Below are 15,319 nucleotides of genomic sequence, written 5' to 3'. Positions count from 1 at the left end.
CGCCAGCGCCGGTACGCCCAAACGGGGTGCGCACACCTATCCAGTACCAGAAGCGGACGATCTGCTTGTTAAGAATGCCCCGCCAACCGCCCGGCTTCGGATTCGGCGGCGCAACATCGCCACGCCCCGTAATCGCCCCTACCCGCCGATGCTAGCCGGAAACCGCGCGGTTCATACGTGATGCGCAAGGTCCGGGTCGACACCACACCAGCCCGGCATGAACCGCGCCTCATGCGACCGCGCATAGCCCAATGCCTTGTCGAGCGCCTTGTCGAAATTCTTCGCGACCGTCGTTTGCTTGATCAAACGCCGCAGATAGTCGGCCCAGATAAACTCGCTGAACGGCGTGGTTTCCTTGGCATAGCCGCCCGCCTGGCGCACCGCCCCCGCGAGCGAGCGGAACGGATCGTCGGCAAGGTCGCGAATGCGTTTCGGAATATCGGCATAGCCCCGACGCTGCCCCTGTTCGTCGAACGGGTGCAGCCAGCCGCGATTGTCGAGGAACACCCAGAAGGCATCCTGGCTGAGCGGTCGCAGATCGGCGACCACGGTGGTCAGCACTTCCTCCTGCCCCTCCTCGACCAGCGCGCGGGCAAGGTGATGATGGTCGATCACATAGGATTTGCCCTTGGGGCCGAGCACCACCGGGATCATGTGCCGCCCAAGATACTTGCCGGCATCGTCGCGCTGTCCGCGCCATTCGGCGCGCTTGCGCTCGACCTCGCGCAGGCCGACCGTCATCTGCGTCGGCCTCAGCGCATCGAGGGGTACGGGAAGAAGCATGGGCTCGCGGCTGGTTCTCATACCGTCATCTCCTTTGAAAATGGGCGTGTTGCCGCATCGACCGCATCGGCGACACTGCGCGCGCTGCGCCCGGCCAGTGCGATCTGCGCGGTGCCGCTCTCATTGAGCAAATCGCGCACCGGATCCTTCAGCCGTGCCAGCACCAAGGCACGCCCGGCCGCGCCCAGCCGGATCGACGCTTCGCCTAGAACGTCCACCGCCGTGCTATCCAAATCGCTGCTTTCCTCCAGGCTGAGGATCACCGTATGCGCATCCTGCGCCACTGCGCGCCGTTCGACCAGCGCCATGATCCGTTCGGCATTGGCGAAGAACAAGGGCTCGCCCGGCCGCAGCACCACCACATCCGGTTGCACCAATGCCTCCGGGTGGCGCGACCGATCGACAAAGTCGCGACCTTCGCCCAGCCGCCCAAGTTCGACCACTTCAGGCGACGCCAGCCGGTGAATGATCGCCAGCACCGAGAGCAGCACCGCCAGCAACATCCCGTACAGGACGCCGAGCACCAGCACGCCCAGCGCCGCTGCGCTCGCCACATATTGGTCGCGGTCGATCCGCCACAGCCGCCGCAAGGGCGACGGGTCAAGCGCATGGAGCAAAGCCGAAACCACCACCGCCGCCAGGACCGGCATCGGCACGCGCGCGACCAGACCCAGCCCAAGCGCCATCAATACTGCCAGCCCGCACCCCGCGATCAAGCTCGCCCGCCGCGTCGCCGCGCCGGCGCTGTCATTGGCGGACGCAGCGGAAAACCCCGCCCCCACCACCTGCCCGCCCACCCCTGCCGCGGCGAGATTGGCAACACCGATTGCCACCAATTCGCGATTGGGGTCGACACTCTCGCCACGGTTGAGCGCGAGCGAGCGCATCGTGCCCCAGGATTCCACAAACACGATCAACGCCAGCGGCAAGGCGGCAGAGGCGAGCGCGATCCAATGTGCGCGATCCAGCAACGGCAAACGCGGCGCGGCAAAGGTCAGGTCGATCGCGCCGACCAAGGGGACGTGCCATGCCCGCAAATCAACGATCGACGCGGTAAGCGCGCCCAATGCGAGCAATATCAGCGCACTGGGAACAGCGGGCCAGCGCCGCAACAGCACCGCCACCGCGAGCGCAACCGCCCCAATCGCAAGGCTTGCACCGTTCCAACCCGGCATATGGGCGAGGGTCACGGCAAGTTGCGACAGCACGTTGCCATCGCCCGGTGCGACCCCGGTGGTGGCGATAAACTGGCGCAGCACGATGCTCGCCGCCAGCCCGATCGCAAAGCCGCGCAACACGGGTCGCGATACGAACGCCGCGACAAACCCAAGCCGCAACGCCCCCGCAACGAGAAACAACAGCCCCACCAGCCCGACCATCGCCACCGCCGCGAGCAACCGCTGCGAGGGATCGGCAATGGCAAGCGATGCCGTCGCGGCAGCGAGCGTCGCGGCCGATGCCGATGTCGGCGCAACAATGGCGACGCGACTGCGGCCGACCAGCGCATAAGCGGCAATCCCGGCCAACGCCGCGACCAGCGCCTGGCCCGGTGGAAAACCGGCTAGGCCGCCATAAGCGATCGCCTCGGGCAGCAACAGCGCCGCCACCGACACGCCTGCGACGCCGTCCCGTCTCATTCCGTTTCGTTCCATCGCCCGCACGCTTGCACGCATGCGCGCTACAGTCGAGATTGGAAGGGTCCGCCGCGCGTTAAATCCACGCAACCACGCTCAGCACGACGCCCAGTACCGCAGACGCGCCTGCGCCCCACAACAGCCAGCGCCGCTGCGTCAGCGCGCTGATCGAGGCGAGCGCGATCGCGATCTGGATGAAGGTCATCGCAATCGCGAGCTTGGTATGGGGCGAAAGCGCGCGCCGCGACTCCGCATCCGCCTCTTCGGATTTGCGATCGAGCTCTTCCGCCGTCGCGCGCAGTTCCCGGGCACGTTCGGCATATTTGCGCGAATCCGCCGCCGCAGCGCTGGCCGAAGCGGGCGCGATCTTGACGACGGTGTCGGCGAGGTGCCGCTTGATATCCTCCGCCTGATAATAGGCCCAGCTATCCGAGGCCCGCGCCTTCATCAGCACGGCCTCATTCTTGTAATAGAGCGCGTCGTTCTGAGTGTGGCCGCCCAGGAAACTGACGATCGCACCAAGGGTCGCCAACACCGCAGAGAACAGCGCGATCTTCTGGCTCAAGGGCTCACGGTGATGCGCCCGGTCTTCGATCTCTTCCTCATGCGCGCCACGGATTTCAAAACCTTCTTCCGACATCTCCTGCCTCTTCCTGATCGTCATGCGCGGGGCTAGCACACCTCAATCGGCGACAACACCACCGCCGACCGCCTGGTACAAAGCAACGGTGTCGGCCAACCGGGCAGCGCGCGCCTGGATCAACTGTGCACGCGCCTGCGCGTCTGCGGCGGTGGCGTTGAGCAGGGCCAGAGTACCAACATCCCCAAGCGCCAATTGGCGGCGAACGAAGCCGAGCGCGCGACCGGAGGCATCGCTCGCGCGCGCGGCGGCGTCCAGCGCATCGGCATCGGTGCGCAGGCCGCTCAACGCGTCCGAAACGTCCCCAAACGCCTGTAGCACCGCCGCGCGATATTGCGCCTTTGCCCCGTCCAGCGCGGCTTCTGCCGCGCGCTGCTGGTGTCGCAACGCCCCGCCGTGGAAGATCGGCTGCGTGACTCCGCCGAGCAACGCCCAGAACGGATTGCCACTCTGGAACAGGTCGAACAGATGCTGCGCCTCGCCCCCGGCGCTCGCGCTCAACTGCAGGTTGGGCAAACGGGCGGCAATCGCCACGCCGACATCGGCCCCTGCCCCTTCGAGTTGCGCCCGCGCGGCGCGCACATCGGGGCGCCGCGCCACGAGGTCGGACGGCAAGGCAAGCGGCACGTCGTGCGGCAGTGAGATGGCAGAAAGCGCTGGCAGGGTCGGCAGATCGCCCCCCGCCGCGCGGCCGAGCAAGGTGCCGATGACCACGCGCTGATGCGCCTCTGCTCGCACAAGTGCCGGCAGCGCCGCTTCCGCCGTTGCCAAGGCGGTCTGCTGGGTCGCCACATCCGCCTCGCCCACAGCACCAAGTTGCTGGCGTCGCCGCTGGCTCTGCAGAATGTCGCGGTTGACCGCCAAACTTGCCCGCGCCGCGTCGATCTGATCGGCCAGCGACGCGCGCTGGATCACGGCCTGCACCAAATTGGCCGCTACAGTCGCGCGTGCCGCTTCAAGCCGGTGGCGTGCGACATCCGCCGCAGCCCGTGCCGACCGGATCTTGGCATGCGTTCCACCGAACACGTCGGGCGAATAGCTGACCGTCACCTGCGCGGTGTGCAACGAATACAGATATTGCGTGGCGTCGGTCACTGCGGGAGCAAGCGCCTTGGAAACGCGCGTGCGCTGCGCCTGATAGCTCGCATCGACCTGAGGCAACGCCGCGCCACCCGCCGCCCCGGCAAGCTCGCGCGCCTGACGCAAGGCCGCATCGGCGACGGCGATGTCGGTCGCATGACGTAGCGCCTCGTCCACCAGTGCATCGAGATCGGACGATCCGAAAGCGCGCCACCAGTCGCTCGCCACGGTGCCGGTCCGCGCCACCTGCGCCTCCCCGGCACGCGGCGCAAAGCTCTGCGGTTTGACAGGCGGCGGTAACGCGACATGCGGATCCAGGTCCCGGGGGCCGACCGCACAAGCCGATACCGACCCGGCGAGCACTGCGAGCAAGAGGCGCTTCATGCCGGCATCTCCCCCGAATCGGCGGTGGGGTGCGGATGGTGCCCGACATCGCGCCCGTGCGCACCGCGATCCCCCGGCGGCACCCGCCGCGAGAAGCGATCGATCAGCACCGGCAACACCAGTAGGATCAGCAACGGGGCAAGCGTCATACCCCCCACCACCACCAGCGCCAGCGGCTTCTGTACCTGGCTGCCGATCCCATTGGAGATGGCGGCCGGCAGCAGGCCGATCGCCGCCACCAGGCAGGTCATCACCACCGGGCGCAAGCTGTGTCGCACCGTCGTCGCCAAAGCGCCTTGCCGCCCCATATATTCGTCGATTGCGTGGTTATAGGTGGTGACGACCAGAATGCCGTCCATCACCGCAATGCCGAACAAGGCGACAAAGCCGATCGCCGAGGAAATGCTGAAGGCCGTGCCCGTCAATGCGAGCGCCAGCACGCCGCCGATGATCGCCATCGGGATTGCCGAGAAAGCGAGCAGACTGTCACGGATCGACCCGAAATTGGCGTAGAGCAATAGCAGAATCAGCAGCAGGCTGATCGGCACGACTACCTCCAACCGCGCGACGGCGTTGGTGAGATTGTCGAGCTCGCCCGCCCATTCGAGGTGATAGCCGGGCGGCAAATGCACCGTCCGCGTGATCCGTGCCCGCGCCTCTTCCACCGCGCCGCCGAGATCGCGCCCGCGCACCGAGAATTTGATCGGGATGTAGCGTTCCTGATGCTCGCGATAGATGAACGACGCACCCGATGTCAGTTTGATATCGGCGACTTCGGACAGCGGCACCTGGATCGTGCCATTACCATTGGGCGACGGCGCGCCAACGGTGATGCGGCGGATCGCGTCGAGGGAATCGCGCTGCTCTGCCTTCAGGCGCACGACGATCGGGAAGTGCCGGTCCGTGCCCTTTTCATACAGATCCGCCGCCGATTGCCCACCGATTGCCGCCGCCACGGTCGCGTTGATGTCGTCAGGTGTCAGGCCATAACGCGAGGCGCGCGCGCGATCGACATCGATCCGCACCGTCGGTTGGCCGAGCGACTGGAACACGCCCAGATCCTCGATACCCTTGACCTTGGCCATCTCCGCCTTGATCGCATCGGCATATTTTTCGAGCGTCGGCAAATCTGGGCCGAACAGCTTGATCGAATTGGCACCCTTCACCCCGGATGCGGCTTCCTCGACATTGTCCTCGATATATTGCGAGAAGGAGAAATCGACGCCGGGATATTTGGCCTGCAGCTTCTTCGACAGTTCGGCGGTCAGCGTTTCCTTGGTCACGCCTGCGGGCCAGCTACCGGTCGGTTTCAGCGGCACGAAGAACTCGGCGTTGAAGAAGCCCGTTGAATCGGTGCCGTCATCGGGCCGTCCATGCGCCGACAACACCGATTCCACTTCGGGATATTGGGCGATCATCCGCCGTACGCCGTCTACCACTGGCTGACCCGCCTCCAGGCTGATCGAGGCCGGCAGGCTCGCGCGGATATACATGTTGCCCTCCTCGAGATGGGGCAGGAATTCGATGCCGAGCGAGCGCACGCCGACCATCGCCCCGCCGAGCAGCAGCAACACCCCGCCGATCGCGAGGATGCGGTTGCCGAGCGCAAAGGCGGCGGCGGGCTCGTACAGGCGGCGCAACCGCGCGACGATCCACGTTTCCACCTCGGACAATTTGTCGGGCAGCAACATCGTCGCCAGTACCGGCGCGACGGTGAAGGTGGCGATCAGGCCGCCGGTAATGGCATAGGCATAGGTCTTCGCCATCGGCCCAAAGATATGGCCTTCGACGCCCGTCAGCGTGAACAGCGGCAGGAAGCTCGCAATGATGATCGCGGCGGCGAAGAAGATGCCCCGGCTGACCTCATGGCTCGCCCCCAACACCGCCGAGAAGCGGCTGGCCAGTGTGTAATGCCCGCGCCCGCCTTCGACATGCGCTGAGCGTTCCACCATGTGGCGGAAGATATTCTCGACCATGATGACGCTGGCATCGACCACCAGCCCGAAATCGAGCGCACCGACCGACAACAGGTTCGCACTTTCGCCCTGCAACACCAGGATCAGGATCGCGAAGGCGAGCGCAAAGGGAATGGTCGCGGCAACAATGATCGCGCTGCGCAAATTGCCGAGAAACGCCCATTGCAGGAAGAAGATCAGCGCAATCCCCGCGACCAGATTTTCCAGCACGGTGTGGATCGTCAGGTGGATCAGGTCCGAGCGGTCATAGATGCGATCGAGATGCACGCCCGGCGGCAGGATGCCCGAGGCGTTGATGTCGGCGACTTCCTTCTGCACCGCTTCGATCGTCGGCATCGATTGCGCGCCGCGCTGCATCAGCACGATGCCCTGAACGATGTCGTCCTCATTGTTATACCCGGCGATGCCGAGCCGCGGCGCATTGCCGATCTCGACATGCGCCACGTTTTTCAGCAGGATCGGCTGACCGTTGGCCGTGCCGACCAGTACGTTCTGGATCGCCGATACCGACTGGATCAACCCGACGCCGCGCACGATCGCCGCCTGCGCCCCGAAGTTGATCGTCTGCCCGCCGACATTGCCGTCGCTCTTGCCCAGCGCCGCCAAAACCTGCCCGACCGAAACGCCCTGCGCCGCGAGCCGATCATTGTCGATCACGACATCATAGGTCCGCAGTTTTCCGCCCCAGCCGGTCACATCGATCACGCCGGGAATGCGTTTGAAGCGCCGTTGCAGCACCCAGTCCTGCAGCGTCTTGAGGTCCATCACCGAATAACCGGGCGGGGCGCTGATCTTGTAGCGATAGATTTCGCCGACCGGGCTGGTCGGCGACAAAGTCGGCTGCGCCCCACCCGCGAGCGGGGGCAATTGCGACAGGCGGTTGATCACCTGCTGCTTGGCCCCCTCATTGGTCAGGTCGTAGCTGAACTGGATCTTGATGTCGGACAGGCCGAACAGCGAAATCGCACGGATCGCGGTCAAATGCGGGATGCCCGCCATGCCGACCTCGATCGGGATGGTGACGTTGCGCTCCATCTCCTCGGCCGAGAGACCCTGCGTCTGCGTGATCACCTCGACCATCGGCGGCACGGGATCGGGATAGGCTTCGATATTGAGGTTCCAGAAGCCGATCGCGCCTGCGACCAGCATCGCGGCAAAGATGCCGACGATCAGCAACCGCTGCCGCAGCGAAAATTCAACCAGGCGGTTCATTCGCCGAGACCCGCCTCGTTCACGAACAGCGCCCCTGCGGTGACGATCCGTTCGCCCGGCTTCAGGCCGGCGAGCACGGCAATGGTGCCATCCTGCGCGTCACCCGCCGTGATCGTGCGGGCCTGGAGCAGCCCATCGGGGCGCACGACCCACACCCGCGCCGTTTCGCCCTCATGGATCACCGCCTCGGCGGGGATGCGCAGCGCCGTGCCGCGCTGCGGCCGCTGGATCGAGAAGCTCGCGAACATTTGCGGCTTCAGCATCCCATCGGGATTGGCGATGGTCGCGCGGACCGGCAAGCGGTGCGTCTGCGGATCGAGCGCCGCGCCGACCAGATCGATCGTCGCGTGGAAGCTGCGTCCGGGCAGCGCCTGCGTCGTCACGGTCACCGAATCGCCGACATGCACCGCATTGGCATCGCTTTCGGCGATCTGCGCGATCAGCCAGACGTGCGACGGATCGGTGATCGTCATCACCGGCTTGTCGCCGCCCTGCGCAACATATTGCCCGGCCGACACATCGCGCGAGGCGATCAGGCCGCCGATCGGCGCATGGAGCGTGGTGCGGTCGTGAATGCCCGACACTTCGTTGACGCTTTCCAGCCGTGAGATTTCGCCGGAGGTCTTGCCGAGGATCGACAATTTATCGCGCGCCGCGCCCAGCGCCGCCGCCGTGGTGCGCGCGGTCGCCTGCGCCGCGACGAGATCGGTCTGCGCTTGCAGATAATCCTTCTGCGCGCCGCCTGCGGTCTCGAAAATCTGGCGTTGGCGCTCGGCATTGCGCGTTGCGGTCGCCAATTGCGCCTGCGCGTTCTGATACGCCGCGCGCGCCGCAAACAGACCGCTGCACGCATCGACGAAATCGCTGGTCTTGACCAGCAGCAGCGGCTGGCCCGCGCGGACATATTGCCCGGCATCGGCCAGGACGCGCACGATCTGGCCCGCATAAGGCATCAGCACCGGTGTGCTGCGATCGCCATCGACCGTGATCGCACCGCTCGCCAACGTGCGGTCGTCCGAGGCCGAATAGCCGACGCGCATCGTCTTCAATCCCGCCATCTGGTCGGCGGTCAGGCGCAAGGTTCCCGGCGGCGTCGGTTGCGGGGCGGCGGGCTCGCGGTGCGTCAGGCGCGCGACGGCGAACCACAACAGCGCCGCAGCGATCACACAAACGGCGACGATGACAAGCCAGCGTGTCTGCGTGGCCGGGGCCAGCGTGCGAGTCTCGGGCAGGGATTCGGGTGTCGGAGAAGCGTGCATCGGAAACCCTATTGCGGCAAGGCTGGCACCTCTACGTAAGCCAGCTTACATCTCGCTTACAAATTGCTGCAGTGCAGAAAGTCCGAGAATGCGGGTCTTGTTGGTCGAGGACGACGATGAAGTGGCGGTGCCGCTGGTCGATGCCCTCTCGCGGCGCGGTGTGTCGGTGGAACGCGCACGCGACGTTGGCGAAGCCGAAGCGTATCTCGCCGCAATCGATTATGCGGCAGTGTTGCTCGACCTCGGCTTGCCCGACGAAGACGGCATCGCTTTGTTGACGCGGATGCGCGCGCGCGGCGACACGCGGCCCGTGCTCGTGCTGAGCGCGCGCGGCGCGATCGATGCCCGCATTCGCGGCCTGAACGAAGGGGCCGACGAATATATGGTCAAACCCTTCGACGTCGATGAACTCCACGCGCGGCTGCTTGCCATCCTGCGGCGTCGGGATGGCTATACCGGCAAGTCGCTCCGCTGCGGCGCTTTGGAATTCATCGTCGAGACTCGCGTCGCCTATATCGATGCCCAACCGCTGGCGCTGTCCGTGCGCGAAACGCAGTTGCTGGAATTGCTGTTGCGCCGTTGCGGCAAGGTCGTACCCAAAACCGTGGTGGAGGATCAGCTCTTCGGCCTCGACAGCGATCTTGGGTCCAATGCGGTGGAGGTCTATATCCACCGCTTGCGCAAAAAGCTGGAAGACGGATCGAGCTGCGCGCGGATCGAGACGGTACGCGGCGTCGGCTATATGATGGTCGCCGCCGCGTGAGAATGCGCGCGCCGCGCTCGCTGCTCGGGCAATTTATCGCGCTGCATGTCGGCATCGCTTTGGTCGCCGCAATCACGTTGCTGTGGAGCGCGTCTGCCCTGCTGCACCAGACCGCCGACCATTTTCAGCGGAATTTGCTGCGCCGACAGGCGGCGCTTTCGGCGTCGTTCGGGCAGGCCGGTGCCCCCCAACCCGTGGTCTTGTCCAACGGCATGGCCGTCAGCGTGATCGGCCGAAATCGCCGGGTGCTCAATTCCTACGGACCGTCACGGCCGCAGATCCTGGCGGCCGCACCGCTCGATGAGACATCGCATTTCTTTCGAAAAGGCGCGATCCAGGCGTTCTGCCTGCCCGCAACGGTAGGCTGGATTGTCGTATCGCAAGACGATGCCGACCCGGAGGTGGTCACCGACGATGTCGTGCGCAACTTCCTCTCGCGCTTTGCGCTGATATCGCTGCCGATTGCACTGCTCGTGCCAGTGATCGGCGCGCTGCTCGCGCGCCGTTTGACGCACCGCATGCGCATGGTCTCACTGGCCGCAGCGCAAATCGGTCCGCAATCCCTCGACACGCGCTTGCCGCGCGGCCTGCTCCCGCTGGAGGCGGAGCCGCTGGCCGAGGCCGCCAATGCCGCGCTGGACCGTCTCGCCGCGGCGATCCGGGTGCAAACCGCCTTTGCCGCCGATGTCGCGCATGAATTGCGTACGCCTCTCGCTGCCATACGATTGCGCGCCGACGCGATTGCCGACCCGGAGGCGCGCTCGGCGCTGATGGCAGCCGTGGATCGCGCCGGGCGCGTGATCGCACAATTGCTGGCGCTGGCAGAGCTTGAGCGACCGTTGGAATCGAGTGGCACGACCGTCGATCTCCACCGGTTGGCGGAACAGGTCGTCGCCGATCGTGCGCCTGCGATTCTGGCCTCGGGCCGCAGCATTGCGCTCGATCGCGCTCCCGGCCCGGCACAGGTCTATGGGTATGGCGAAGCGCTCACGCTCGCGCTCGAGAATCTGCTCGACAATGCGACCCGCCACACGCCGCCCGGAACCGCGATCGAAGTCCGCAGCGCGAACGCTGGCATCACCGTCTGCGACGACGGTCCGCCGCTACCGCAGGAGGATCTGGCGCGCCTGACGGAACGGCTCTGGCGTGGTGCCGGGTCGCAGATCGAAGGCTCGGGCATCGGTCTATCGATTGTCGACCGGGTGGCGCGGGCGCATGGCGGGCGACTGAACGTTCGGCGCGGCGAAGCGGGCCGCGGGCTGGTGTTTGAGATCAGGATCCGGGCCTGAAATTCGACGTCACCGACGATTGAACCTCACCGATCATGATCGACCCGGTCATAGGCGGCTTCGATCTCTTTCGGCACGTCGGTGAAGCTGCTCCACGGCAGCGGCTTGTGCAGCGCCATCGACCAGCGCTCCATCCATTCGATCCCTTCCTTGCCGGTATAGGGATCGGGGGTGCGATACGCCGGGTCCTTCATCGCCTGCGGCAGCGTCACCGGCTGCAGATGCTCGCGCCGAAGGATGGCGGCGAGGTCGTCGATCGAATCCGCATTCAGCCGCGTCGCGTGCAGCAGCATGACATAGGCGATATCGCGCCCGAACAGCGCACGCGCTGCGCTGCGATACCAGCGGATCGTCGTCGCGGTATGGGCGAGATAGAGCTGCCGGATCCGCGCGCGCGCCGCCTCGTCCTGCGCGATGGTCGCGGCATCATAGGGCTCGGCAAATTCCCAGTCGTCGGCATCGATCGTGACCGGCGCGATGCGATAGCCATGCGCGGTCAGCCAGGCGTTGATCTCGTGCTTGACCGCCTCCGGCGTGCCGGTTTCGAGATAGGGGTGGCGAAACCAGCCAATCCGACGGTGCCGTTCTTCAAGCAACCCACGCGTAACCGGCTCGCCGCGCGCAATATCGGCAATGTAAGCGGCCGCGCCCAGGCGGTTGGGGGATTCGTGGGAAAAGGTGTGATTCCCCAGGTCCATTCCCGCATCGAGCCAATGCTCCAGAACGGCGATCTGTTGCGGTCGATCCAGCTCGTTGAGCTTCGATTCGTTGACGAACCCCGTCGCCGGAATCCTGTGCTTGCGCAGACCCTCCAGAATGTCGGCGTTCAAGCCGTTCACATAACGCTGGTCCTTCGCGATCGTCAGCGCCGGCAGGTCATCGAAGGTTAGGGCGATTTTGGCGTGCCGAGTTCGCGCGTCAGCCGGGCCGCAGGACAGGGTGGCGGCGGTCAGGCCGAGCAGGATCAGGCGGAGCATCGTCATCGTCGCTGCGTCTTTCAAGCGCGGCTCCGCTTCTGTCGACCGCTAATTTTCTGCCCATGCAGAATCGTGATGAAGAGATTGGCTGGGGCGGCAGGGTTCGAACCTGCGAATGGCGGCATCAAAAGCCGCTGCCTTACCACTTGGCGACGCCCCAATCCGGGAGCGGCGTGCTTTAGGCTGCGAATCCAAGCTTGGAAAGCCCGGATTCGCGCTTTCAGATCACCCGCTCGAGCCAGCCATACGGATCGGGCGCGTGTCCGCGCTGAATATCGATCAATGCCTGGCGCAACCGCAACGTTGTTTGCCCAGGGCCACCGCCGCCAATGTCGAACGCGCCATCGCGCATCTTCATCGTGCCGATCGGGGTGACGACCGCCGCCGTTCCGCAGGCAAACGCTTCCAGCAAACGGCCACTTTGCGCATCGGCGCGGCACTGGTCGATCGCGTAAGGCTCCTCGCGGACGTTCAGGCCCATGTCACGCGCCAGGGTCAGCAGCGAATCGCGGGTGATGCCGGGGAGAATCGTGCCGGTCAGCGGTGGAGTGGCGATACTGCCATCGTCGAACACGAAGAAGATGTTCATGCCGCCCAGTTCTTCGATCCAGCGCCGCTCGATCGCGTCGAGGAACAGCACCTGATCGCACCCCTGCCGAGTCGCCTCGGCCTGGGCGATCAGACTGGCCGCATAATTGCCCCCGCATTTGGCCGCACCAGTGCCGCCGGGTGCGGCGCGCGTATAGTCCTGCGACACCCACAAGGTTACGGCGGGCGCGCCACCCTTGAAATAGGCACCGACCGAAGACGCGATCACGGCGTACAGATATTCGCTGGACGGCTTTACCCCGAGGAACACTTCGCTCGCGATCATGAACGGGCGCAGATACAGCGCGCCGCCGTCGATATCGGGGATCCAGTCGGCCTCTTGCCGCACGATGGCGCGGACCGACTCGACGAAGAGCTCATCGGGCAGCGGCACCATCGCCATCCGCTCCGCCGATTTGCGGAAACGCGCCGCGTTTGCTGCGGGGCGGAACAGCGCGGCACCGCCATCGGGCAAACGATACGCCTTCAGCCCCTCGAAAATTTCCTGCGCATAATGCAGCACCGCCGAGGCGGTATCCATTTGGAACGCGGCGCGCGGGGTGATCTTGGCGTCGTGCCAACCCGCAACCTCGTTATAGCGGATCGTCACCATGTGATCGGTGAAGACGCGCCCGAAACCGGGGTTGGCGATCAGGCCGGTGCGTTCGTTCGCGAGAGTCGGCGTCGGATGCGGCTCGACGGCGAAGGTCTGCGCATCGGCTGTGGGGCGGTGGGCGATAGTGGCGTTCTGCTGCATCGAAGCCCTGCGACAAGTTGTTACAATTTGGGGGTTGAAGGGCTGTACGGGAGGCGGCAAACGCGGTCAACAATGGCTACCGCAATCGCCTCCGCCTCGCCGCTTTTCCTGCGCGAACCCGAAATCCGTCGTGGCATGGAACTCATGTACTTCGCGCAGAGCACGCTTGCGCGCTCTACCGAGGAGCGGCTGAGCGCGTTGGGACTGGGCCGGGCGCACCACCGCGCTTTGTATTTTATCGCGCGCCATCCCGATTTGACCGTCAGCGCGCTTCTCGGGCTGCTTGGCATTACCAAGCAATCGCTCGGCCGCGTTCTCAACGAGCTGGTGGAGCGTAACCTCGTCGAAACACGAGTCGGCGAGCGCGATCGACGGCAACGGCTCTTGCGATTGTCGCAGGCGGGCAAAGACCTCGAAGGCGATCTGTTCGAATGCGTCCGCCAAGTGTGGGCGCAAGCATATGCCAGCGCCGGACAAAATGCGGTCAGCGGTTTTTGGGCGGTGCTGGAAGGCATCACCCCCGACGAGGTGCTGAAGCTCCTCTCGGTCTGACCGGCGACAGCCTTTAAGCGGACACCGGCGGCATCATGCTAGCGTCGCGCTGCCGCGGCCATTTCGGCATTGCGCCGAGCGGATGCTGCAACCGTCTCGCGCAGCAAAGCGACGAGGGCCTCCCCCTGATCGAGCACGTCGAGCCCCTTGCGCGTGGATCCGCCTGGGCTGGCGACACGATCGGCAAGCGTGCCCGGCGGAACATCCGCCGCAGCGGCCAGCAGCGCCGATCCCTCAACCGTGGCGAGCGCCAGCCGGTTCGCCTGATCCTCTGGCAATCCCTGCGCGACGCCCGCCGCCGCGAGCGCATCGATAAAGCGGTATAGGAACGCCGGTCCGCACCCGGCCAGCGCGGTGACCGCGTCAAAATGCGCCGCATCGACCCATTCGACCAGCCCGAGCGCCGCCATCAACGTCGTAATCGCGCCGCGCAGCGCCGGATCGGCACTACTGCTGTCGAGCGCCACCACGCCCTTGCCGATCCCGACCGGCAGATTGGGCATCGCCCGAACGATCGCCCGGGCCTGAAACCGCTCGGCCAACGCTTGCTCTTCCACGCCCGCCAAAATCGAGATCAACGCCGGCACGCCCCGCAAGCGCTCCGCAAAGCGCCCCGCGACGTCGTCCAATTGCTGCGGCTTCATCGCCAGTATCACGAGATCGGGCAATGGCCCGCTCGGCACATCCCGCGCCTGCCGGACGCCTGTCGGCAAAAGCCGGTCGGCCCGGTTGACCACATCGACATTGCCGGGTGCCAGAACCCCACTGGCAATCCATTGGCGGAGCATCGCCCCGCCCATATTCCCGCAACCGATCATCCAGACGCGAGTCACCGTCCGCTCCGGACGGTCGTGCCCGACCATTCAGGCCTCGCCCTGCGTCTCTGTCATGGCTGCAGCCATCGCTTCGGCAGGGGTTTTGCCGCCCCACAGGACGAACTGAAACACCGGATAGAATCGCTCGCACTCGTCGATCGCACTTTCGACCAGCAACTCCGCCGTCCCCAGCGACATCGTGCCGCCGCCCGATTCGGTCGCGCCTTCGATCATCGCGGCATGGCGGTACAGCAGGATTCCGCTGGCCGACCACAATTCGAAATGCCCGACCCACAATTGCTCGTTGATCAGCCCGATCGCTTCGTAGATCGCACCACGCCGGTCGTCGGCGACGCGAACATCGGGAAAGGCCAGGAATTGAATAACGCTGTCTTCCTCGCGCCATAGCGCGCGAAGCTCATATTGCGTCCAGCTTCCTTTGACCTTGGCGATGACTTCATCGTCTTGCCGTTCGTGGTCCCAGCCATGCGCCGCGAAATAGCTTTCCAGCATGTCGATCGGCGCTGCATCGTCGCGATCGAAATCCGCCTCATCGAGGATCATCGTGCGCCTCCATCATTCGCCTTGGACACTGTCGTGACGCAGCGCG

The 15,319-nt window shown here is 65.4% G+C and carries 13 protein-coding genes and 1 tRNA gene; 3 read left to right on the top strand and 11 right to left on the bottom strand.

Annotated elements, in window-relative coordinates; translation table 11 throughout:
* Positions 1 to 171 precede the first annotated feature (171 nt).
* The 6 genes from ACP7BY_RS17700 to ACP7BY_RS17675 all read right to left on the bottom strand — a co-directional run bounded on the left by ACP7BY_RS17700 (position 172) and on the right by ACP7BY_RS17675 (position 8,968).
* Complete coding sequence (locus ACP7BY_RS17700; protein ID WP_033965991.1) at positions 172 to 804, bottom strand: ParB-like protein; 633 nt, start codon at positions 802 to 804, stop codon at positions 172 to 174.
* Positions 801 to 2,420, bottom strand: coding sequence for a SulP family inorganic anion transporter (locus ACP7BY_RS17695; protein WP_209516791.1), 1,620 nt, complete (start codon positions 2,418 to 2,420; stop codon positions 801 to 803). Before ACP7BY_RS17695 ends, ACP7BY_RS17700 begins: the two co-directional genes overlap by 4 nt.
* A 73-nt stretch (positions 2,421 to 2,493) precedes the next feature.
* The gene (locus tag ACP7BY_RS17690; protein WP_033965910.1) at positions 2,494 to 3,057 is read right to left on the bottom strand and encodes a DUF4337 domain-containing protein; all 564 of its coding nucleotides are present in this window, start codon (positions 3,055 to 3,057) and stop codon (positions 2,494 to 2,496) included.
* A gap of 42 nt (positions 3,058 to 3,099) precedes the next feature.
* Positions 3,100 to 4,521, bottom strand: coding sequence for an efflux transporter outer membrane subunit (locus ACP7BY_RS17685; protein ID WP_033965885.1), 1,422 nt, complete (start codon positions 4,519 to 4,521; stop codon positions 3,100 to 3,102).
* A complete protein-coding gene (locus ACP7BY_RS17680) occupies positions 4,518 to 7,709 on the bottom strand; it encodes an efflux RND transporter permease subunit (RefSeq protein WP_137903297.1) in 3,192 nt (1,063 codons plus the stop codon). The genes ACP7BY_RS17685 and ACP7BY_RS17680 overlap by 4 nt, the downstream gene beginning before the upstream one ends.
* Positions 7,706 to 8,968: an efflux RND transporter periplasmic adaptor subunit gene (locus ACP7BY_RS17675; protein ID WP_033965886.1), complete on the bottom strand. Its 1,263-nt coding sequence runs from the start codon at positions 8,966 to 8,968 to the stop codon at positions 7,706 to 7,708. The genes ACP7BY_RS17680 and ACP7BY_RS17675 overlap by 4 nt, the downstream gene beginning before the upstream one ends.
* Before the next feature lie 88 nt (positions 8,969 to 9,056).
* Here ACP7BY_RS17675 and ACP7BY_RS17670 point away from each other — a divergent pair, with 88 nt between their 5' ends.
* Both ACP7BY_RS17670 and ACP7BY_RS17665 read left to right on the top strand, forming a co-directional pair.
* Positions 9,057 to 9,731, top strand: a complete 675-nt coding sequence (locus ACP7BY_RS17670) for a response regulator (protein WP_033965888.1) — start codon at positions 9,057 to 9,059, stop codon at positions 9,729 to 9,731.
* Positions 9,732 to 9,733: 2 nt separating this feature from the next.
* Positions 9,734 to 11,020, top strand: coding sequence for a sensor histidine kinase (locus ACP7BY_RS17665; RefSeq protein ID WP_033965891.1), 1,287 nt, complete (start codon positions 9,734 to 9,736; stop codon positions 11,018 to 11,020).
* 26 nt (positions 11,021 to 11,046) lie between these two features.
* On the opposite strand, the gene ACP7BY_RS17660 is transcribed toward ACP7BY_RS17665, so the two are convergent.
* The 3 genes from ACP7BY_RS17660 to ACP7BY_RS17650 all read right to left on the bottom strand — a co-directional run bounded on the left by ACP7BY_RS17660 (position 11,047) and on the right by ACP7BY_RS17650 (position 13,342).
* Positions 11,047 to 12,021 (bottom strand): polysaccharide deacetylase family protein, encoded by a 975-nt coding sequence (locus ACP7BY_RS17660; RefSeq protein WP_231565222.1) that lies wholly within the window; start codon positions 12,019 to 12,021, stop codon positions 11,047 to 11,049.
* Positions 12,022 to 12,082: 61 nt separating this feature from the next.
* Positions 12,083 to 12,157: transfer RNA gene (locus tag ACP7BY_RS17655), tRNA-Gln, on the bottom strand.
* A 60-nt stretch (positions 12,158 to 12,217) separates the two neighbouring features.
* Complete coding sequence (locus ACP7BY_RS17650) at positions 12,218 to 13,342, bottom strand: branched-chain amino acid aminotransferase (RefSeq protein ID WP_033965893.1); 1,125 nt, start codon at positions 13,340 to 13,342, stop codon at positions 12,218 to 12,220.
* A 72-nt stretch (positions 13,343 to 13,414) separates the two neighbouring features.
* Between ACP7BY_RS17650 and ACP7BY_RS17645 the strand changes: the two genes are divergently transcribed.
* Positions 13,415 to 13,894: a MarR family transcriptional regulator gene (locus ACP7BY_RS17645; RefSeq protein WP_033965894.1), complete on the top strand. Its 480-nt coding sequence runs from the start codon at positions 13,415 to 13,417 to the stop codon at positions 13,892 to 13,894.
* Positions 13,895 to 13,932: 38 nt separating this feature from the next.
* Here ACP7BY_RS17645 and proC read toward each other — a convergent pair whose 3' ends face one another.
* Complete coding sequence (gene proC, locus ACP7BY_RS17640) at positions 13,933 to 14,712, bottom strand: pyrroline-5-carboxylate reductase (protein ID WP_033965912.1); 780 nt, start codon at positions 14,710 to 14,712, stop codon at positions 13,933 to 13,935.
* A gap of 45 nt (positions 14,713 to 14,757) precedes the next feature.
* Entirely contained in the window at positions 14,758 to 15,273 is a 516-nt protein-coding gene (locus ACP7BY_RS17635) for a YbjN domain-containing protein (protein WP_033965895.1), read from the bottom strand.
* Positions 15,274 to 15,319: the final 46 nt, after the last annotated feature.

The organism is Sphingomonas sp. PSPC2-2 (assembly GCF_049897725.1).
Lineage (GTDB): Bacteria > Pseudomonadota > Alphaproteobacteria > Sphingomonadales > Sphingomonadaceae > Sphingomonas.
The sequence above is the reverse complement of the archived record's forward strand: the minus strand, read 5'-3'. Positions and strand labels throughout refer to the sequence as shown.

What these genes read in the sequence shown, in the direction of transcription:
- ACP7BY_RS17700 (WP_033965991.1), bottom strand. Translation starts at nt 804, where the DNA reads ATGAGAACCAGCCGCGAGCCCATGCTTCTTCCCGTACCCCTCGATGCG.
- ACP7BY_RS17695 (WP_209516791.1), bottom strand. Translation starts at nt 2,420, where the DNA reads ATGAGACGGGACGGCGTCGCAGGCGTGTCGGTGGCGGCGCTGTTGCTG.
- ACP7BY_RS17690 (WP_033965910.1), bottom strand. Translation starts at nt 3,057, where the DNA reads ATGTCGGAAGAAGGTTTTGAAATCCGTGGCGCGCATGAGGAAGAGATC.
- ACP7BY_RS17685 (WP_033965885.1), bottom strand. Translation starts at nt 4,521, where the DNA reads ATGAAGCGCCTCTTGCTCGCAGTGCTCGCCGGGTCGGTATCGGCTTGT.
- ACP7BY_RS17680 (WP_137903297.1), bottom strand. Translation starts at nt 7,709, where the DNA reads ATGAACCGCCTGGTTGAATTTTCGCTGCGGCAGCGGTTGCTGATCGTC.
- ACP7BY_RS17675 (WP_033965886.1), bottom strand. Translation starts at nt 8,968, where the DNA reads ATGCACGCTTCTCCGACACCCGAATCCCTGCCCGAGACTCGCACGCTG.
- ACP7BY_RS17670 (WP_033965888.1), top strand. Translation starts at nt 9,057, where the DNA reads ATGCGGGTCTTGTTGGTCGAGGACGACGATGAAGTGGCGGTGCCGCTG.
- ACP7BY_RS17665 (WP_033965891.1), top strand. Translation starts at nt 9,734, where the DNA reads ATGCGCGCGCCGCGCTCGCTGCTCGGGCAATTTATCGCGCTGCATGTC.
- ACP7BY_RS17650 (WP_033965893.1), bottom strand. Translation starts at nt 13,342, where the DNA reads ATGCAGCAGAACGCCACTATCGCCCACCGCCCCACAGCCGATGCGCAG.
- ACP7BY_RS17645 (WP_033965894.1), top strand. Translation starts at nt 13,415, where the DNA reads ATGGCTACCGCAATCGCCTCCGCCTCGCCGCTTTTCCTGCGCGAACCC.
- proC (WP_033965912.1), bottom strand. Translation starts at nt 14,712, where the DNA reads ATGATCGGTTGCGGGAATATGGGCGGGGCGATGCTCCGCCAATGGATT.
- ACP7BY_RS17635 (WP_033965895.1), bottom strand. Translation starts at nt 15,273, where the DNA reads ATGATCCTCGATGAGGCGGATTTCGATCGCGACGATGCAGCGCCGATC.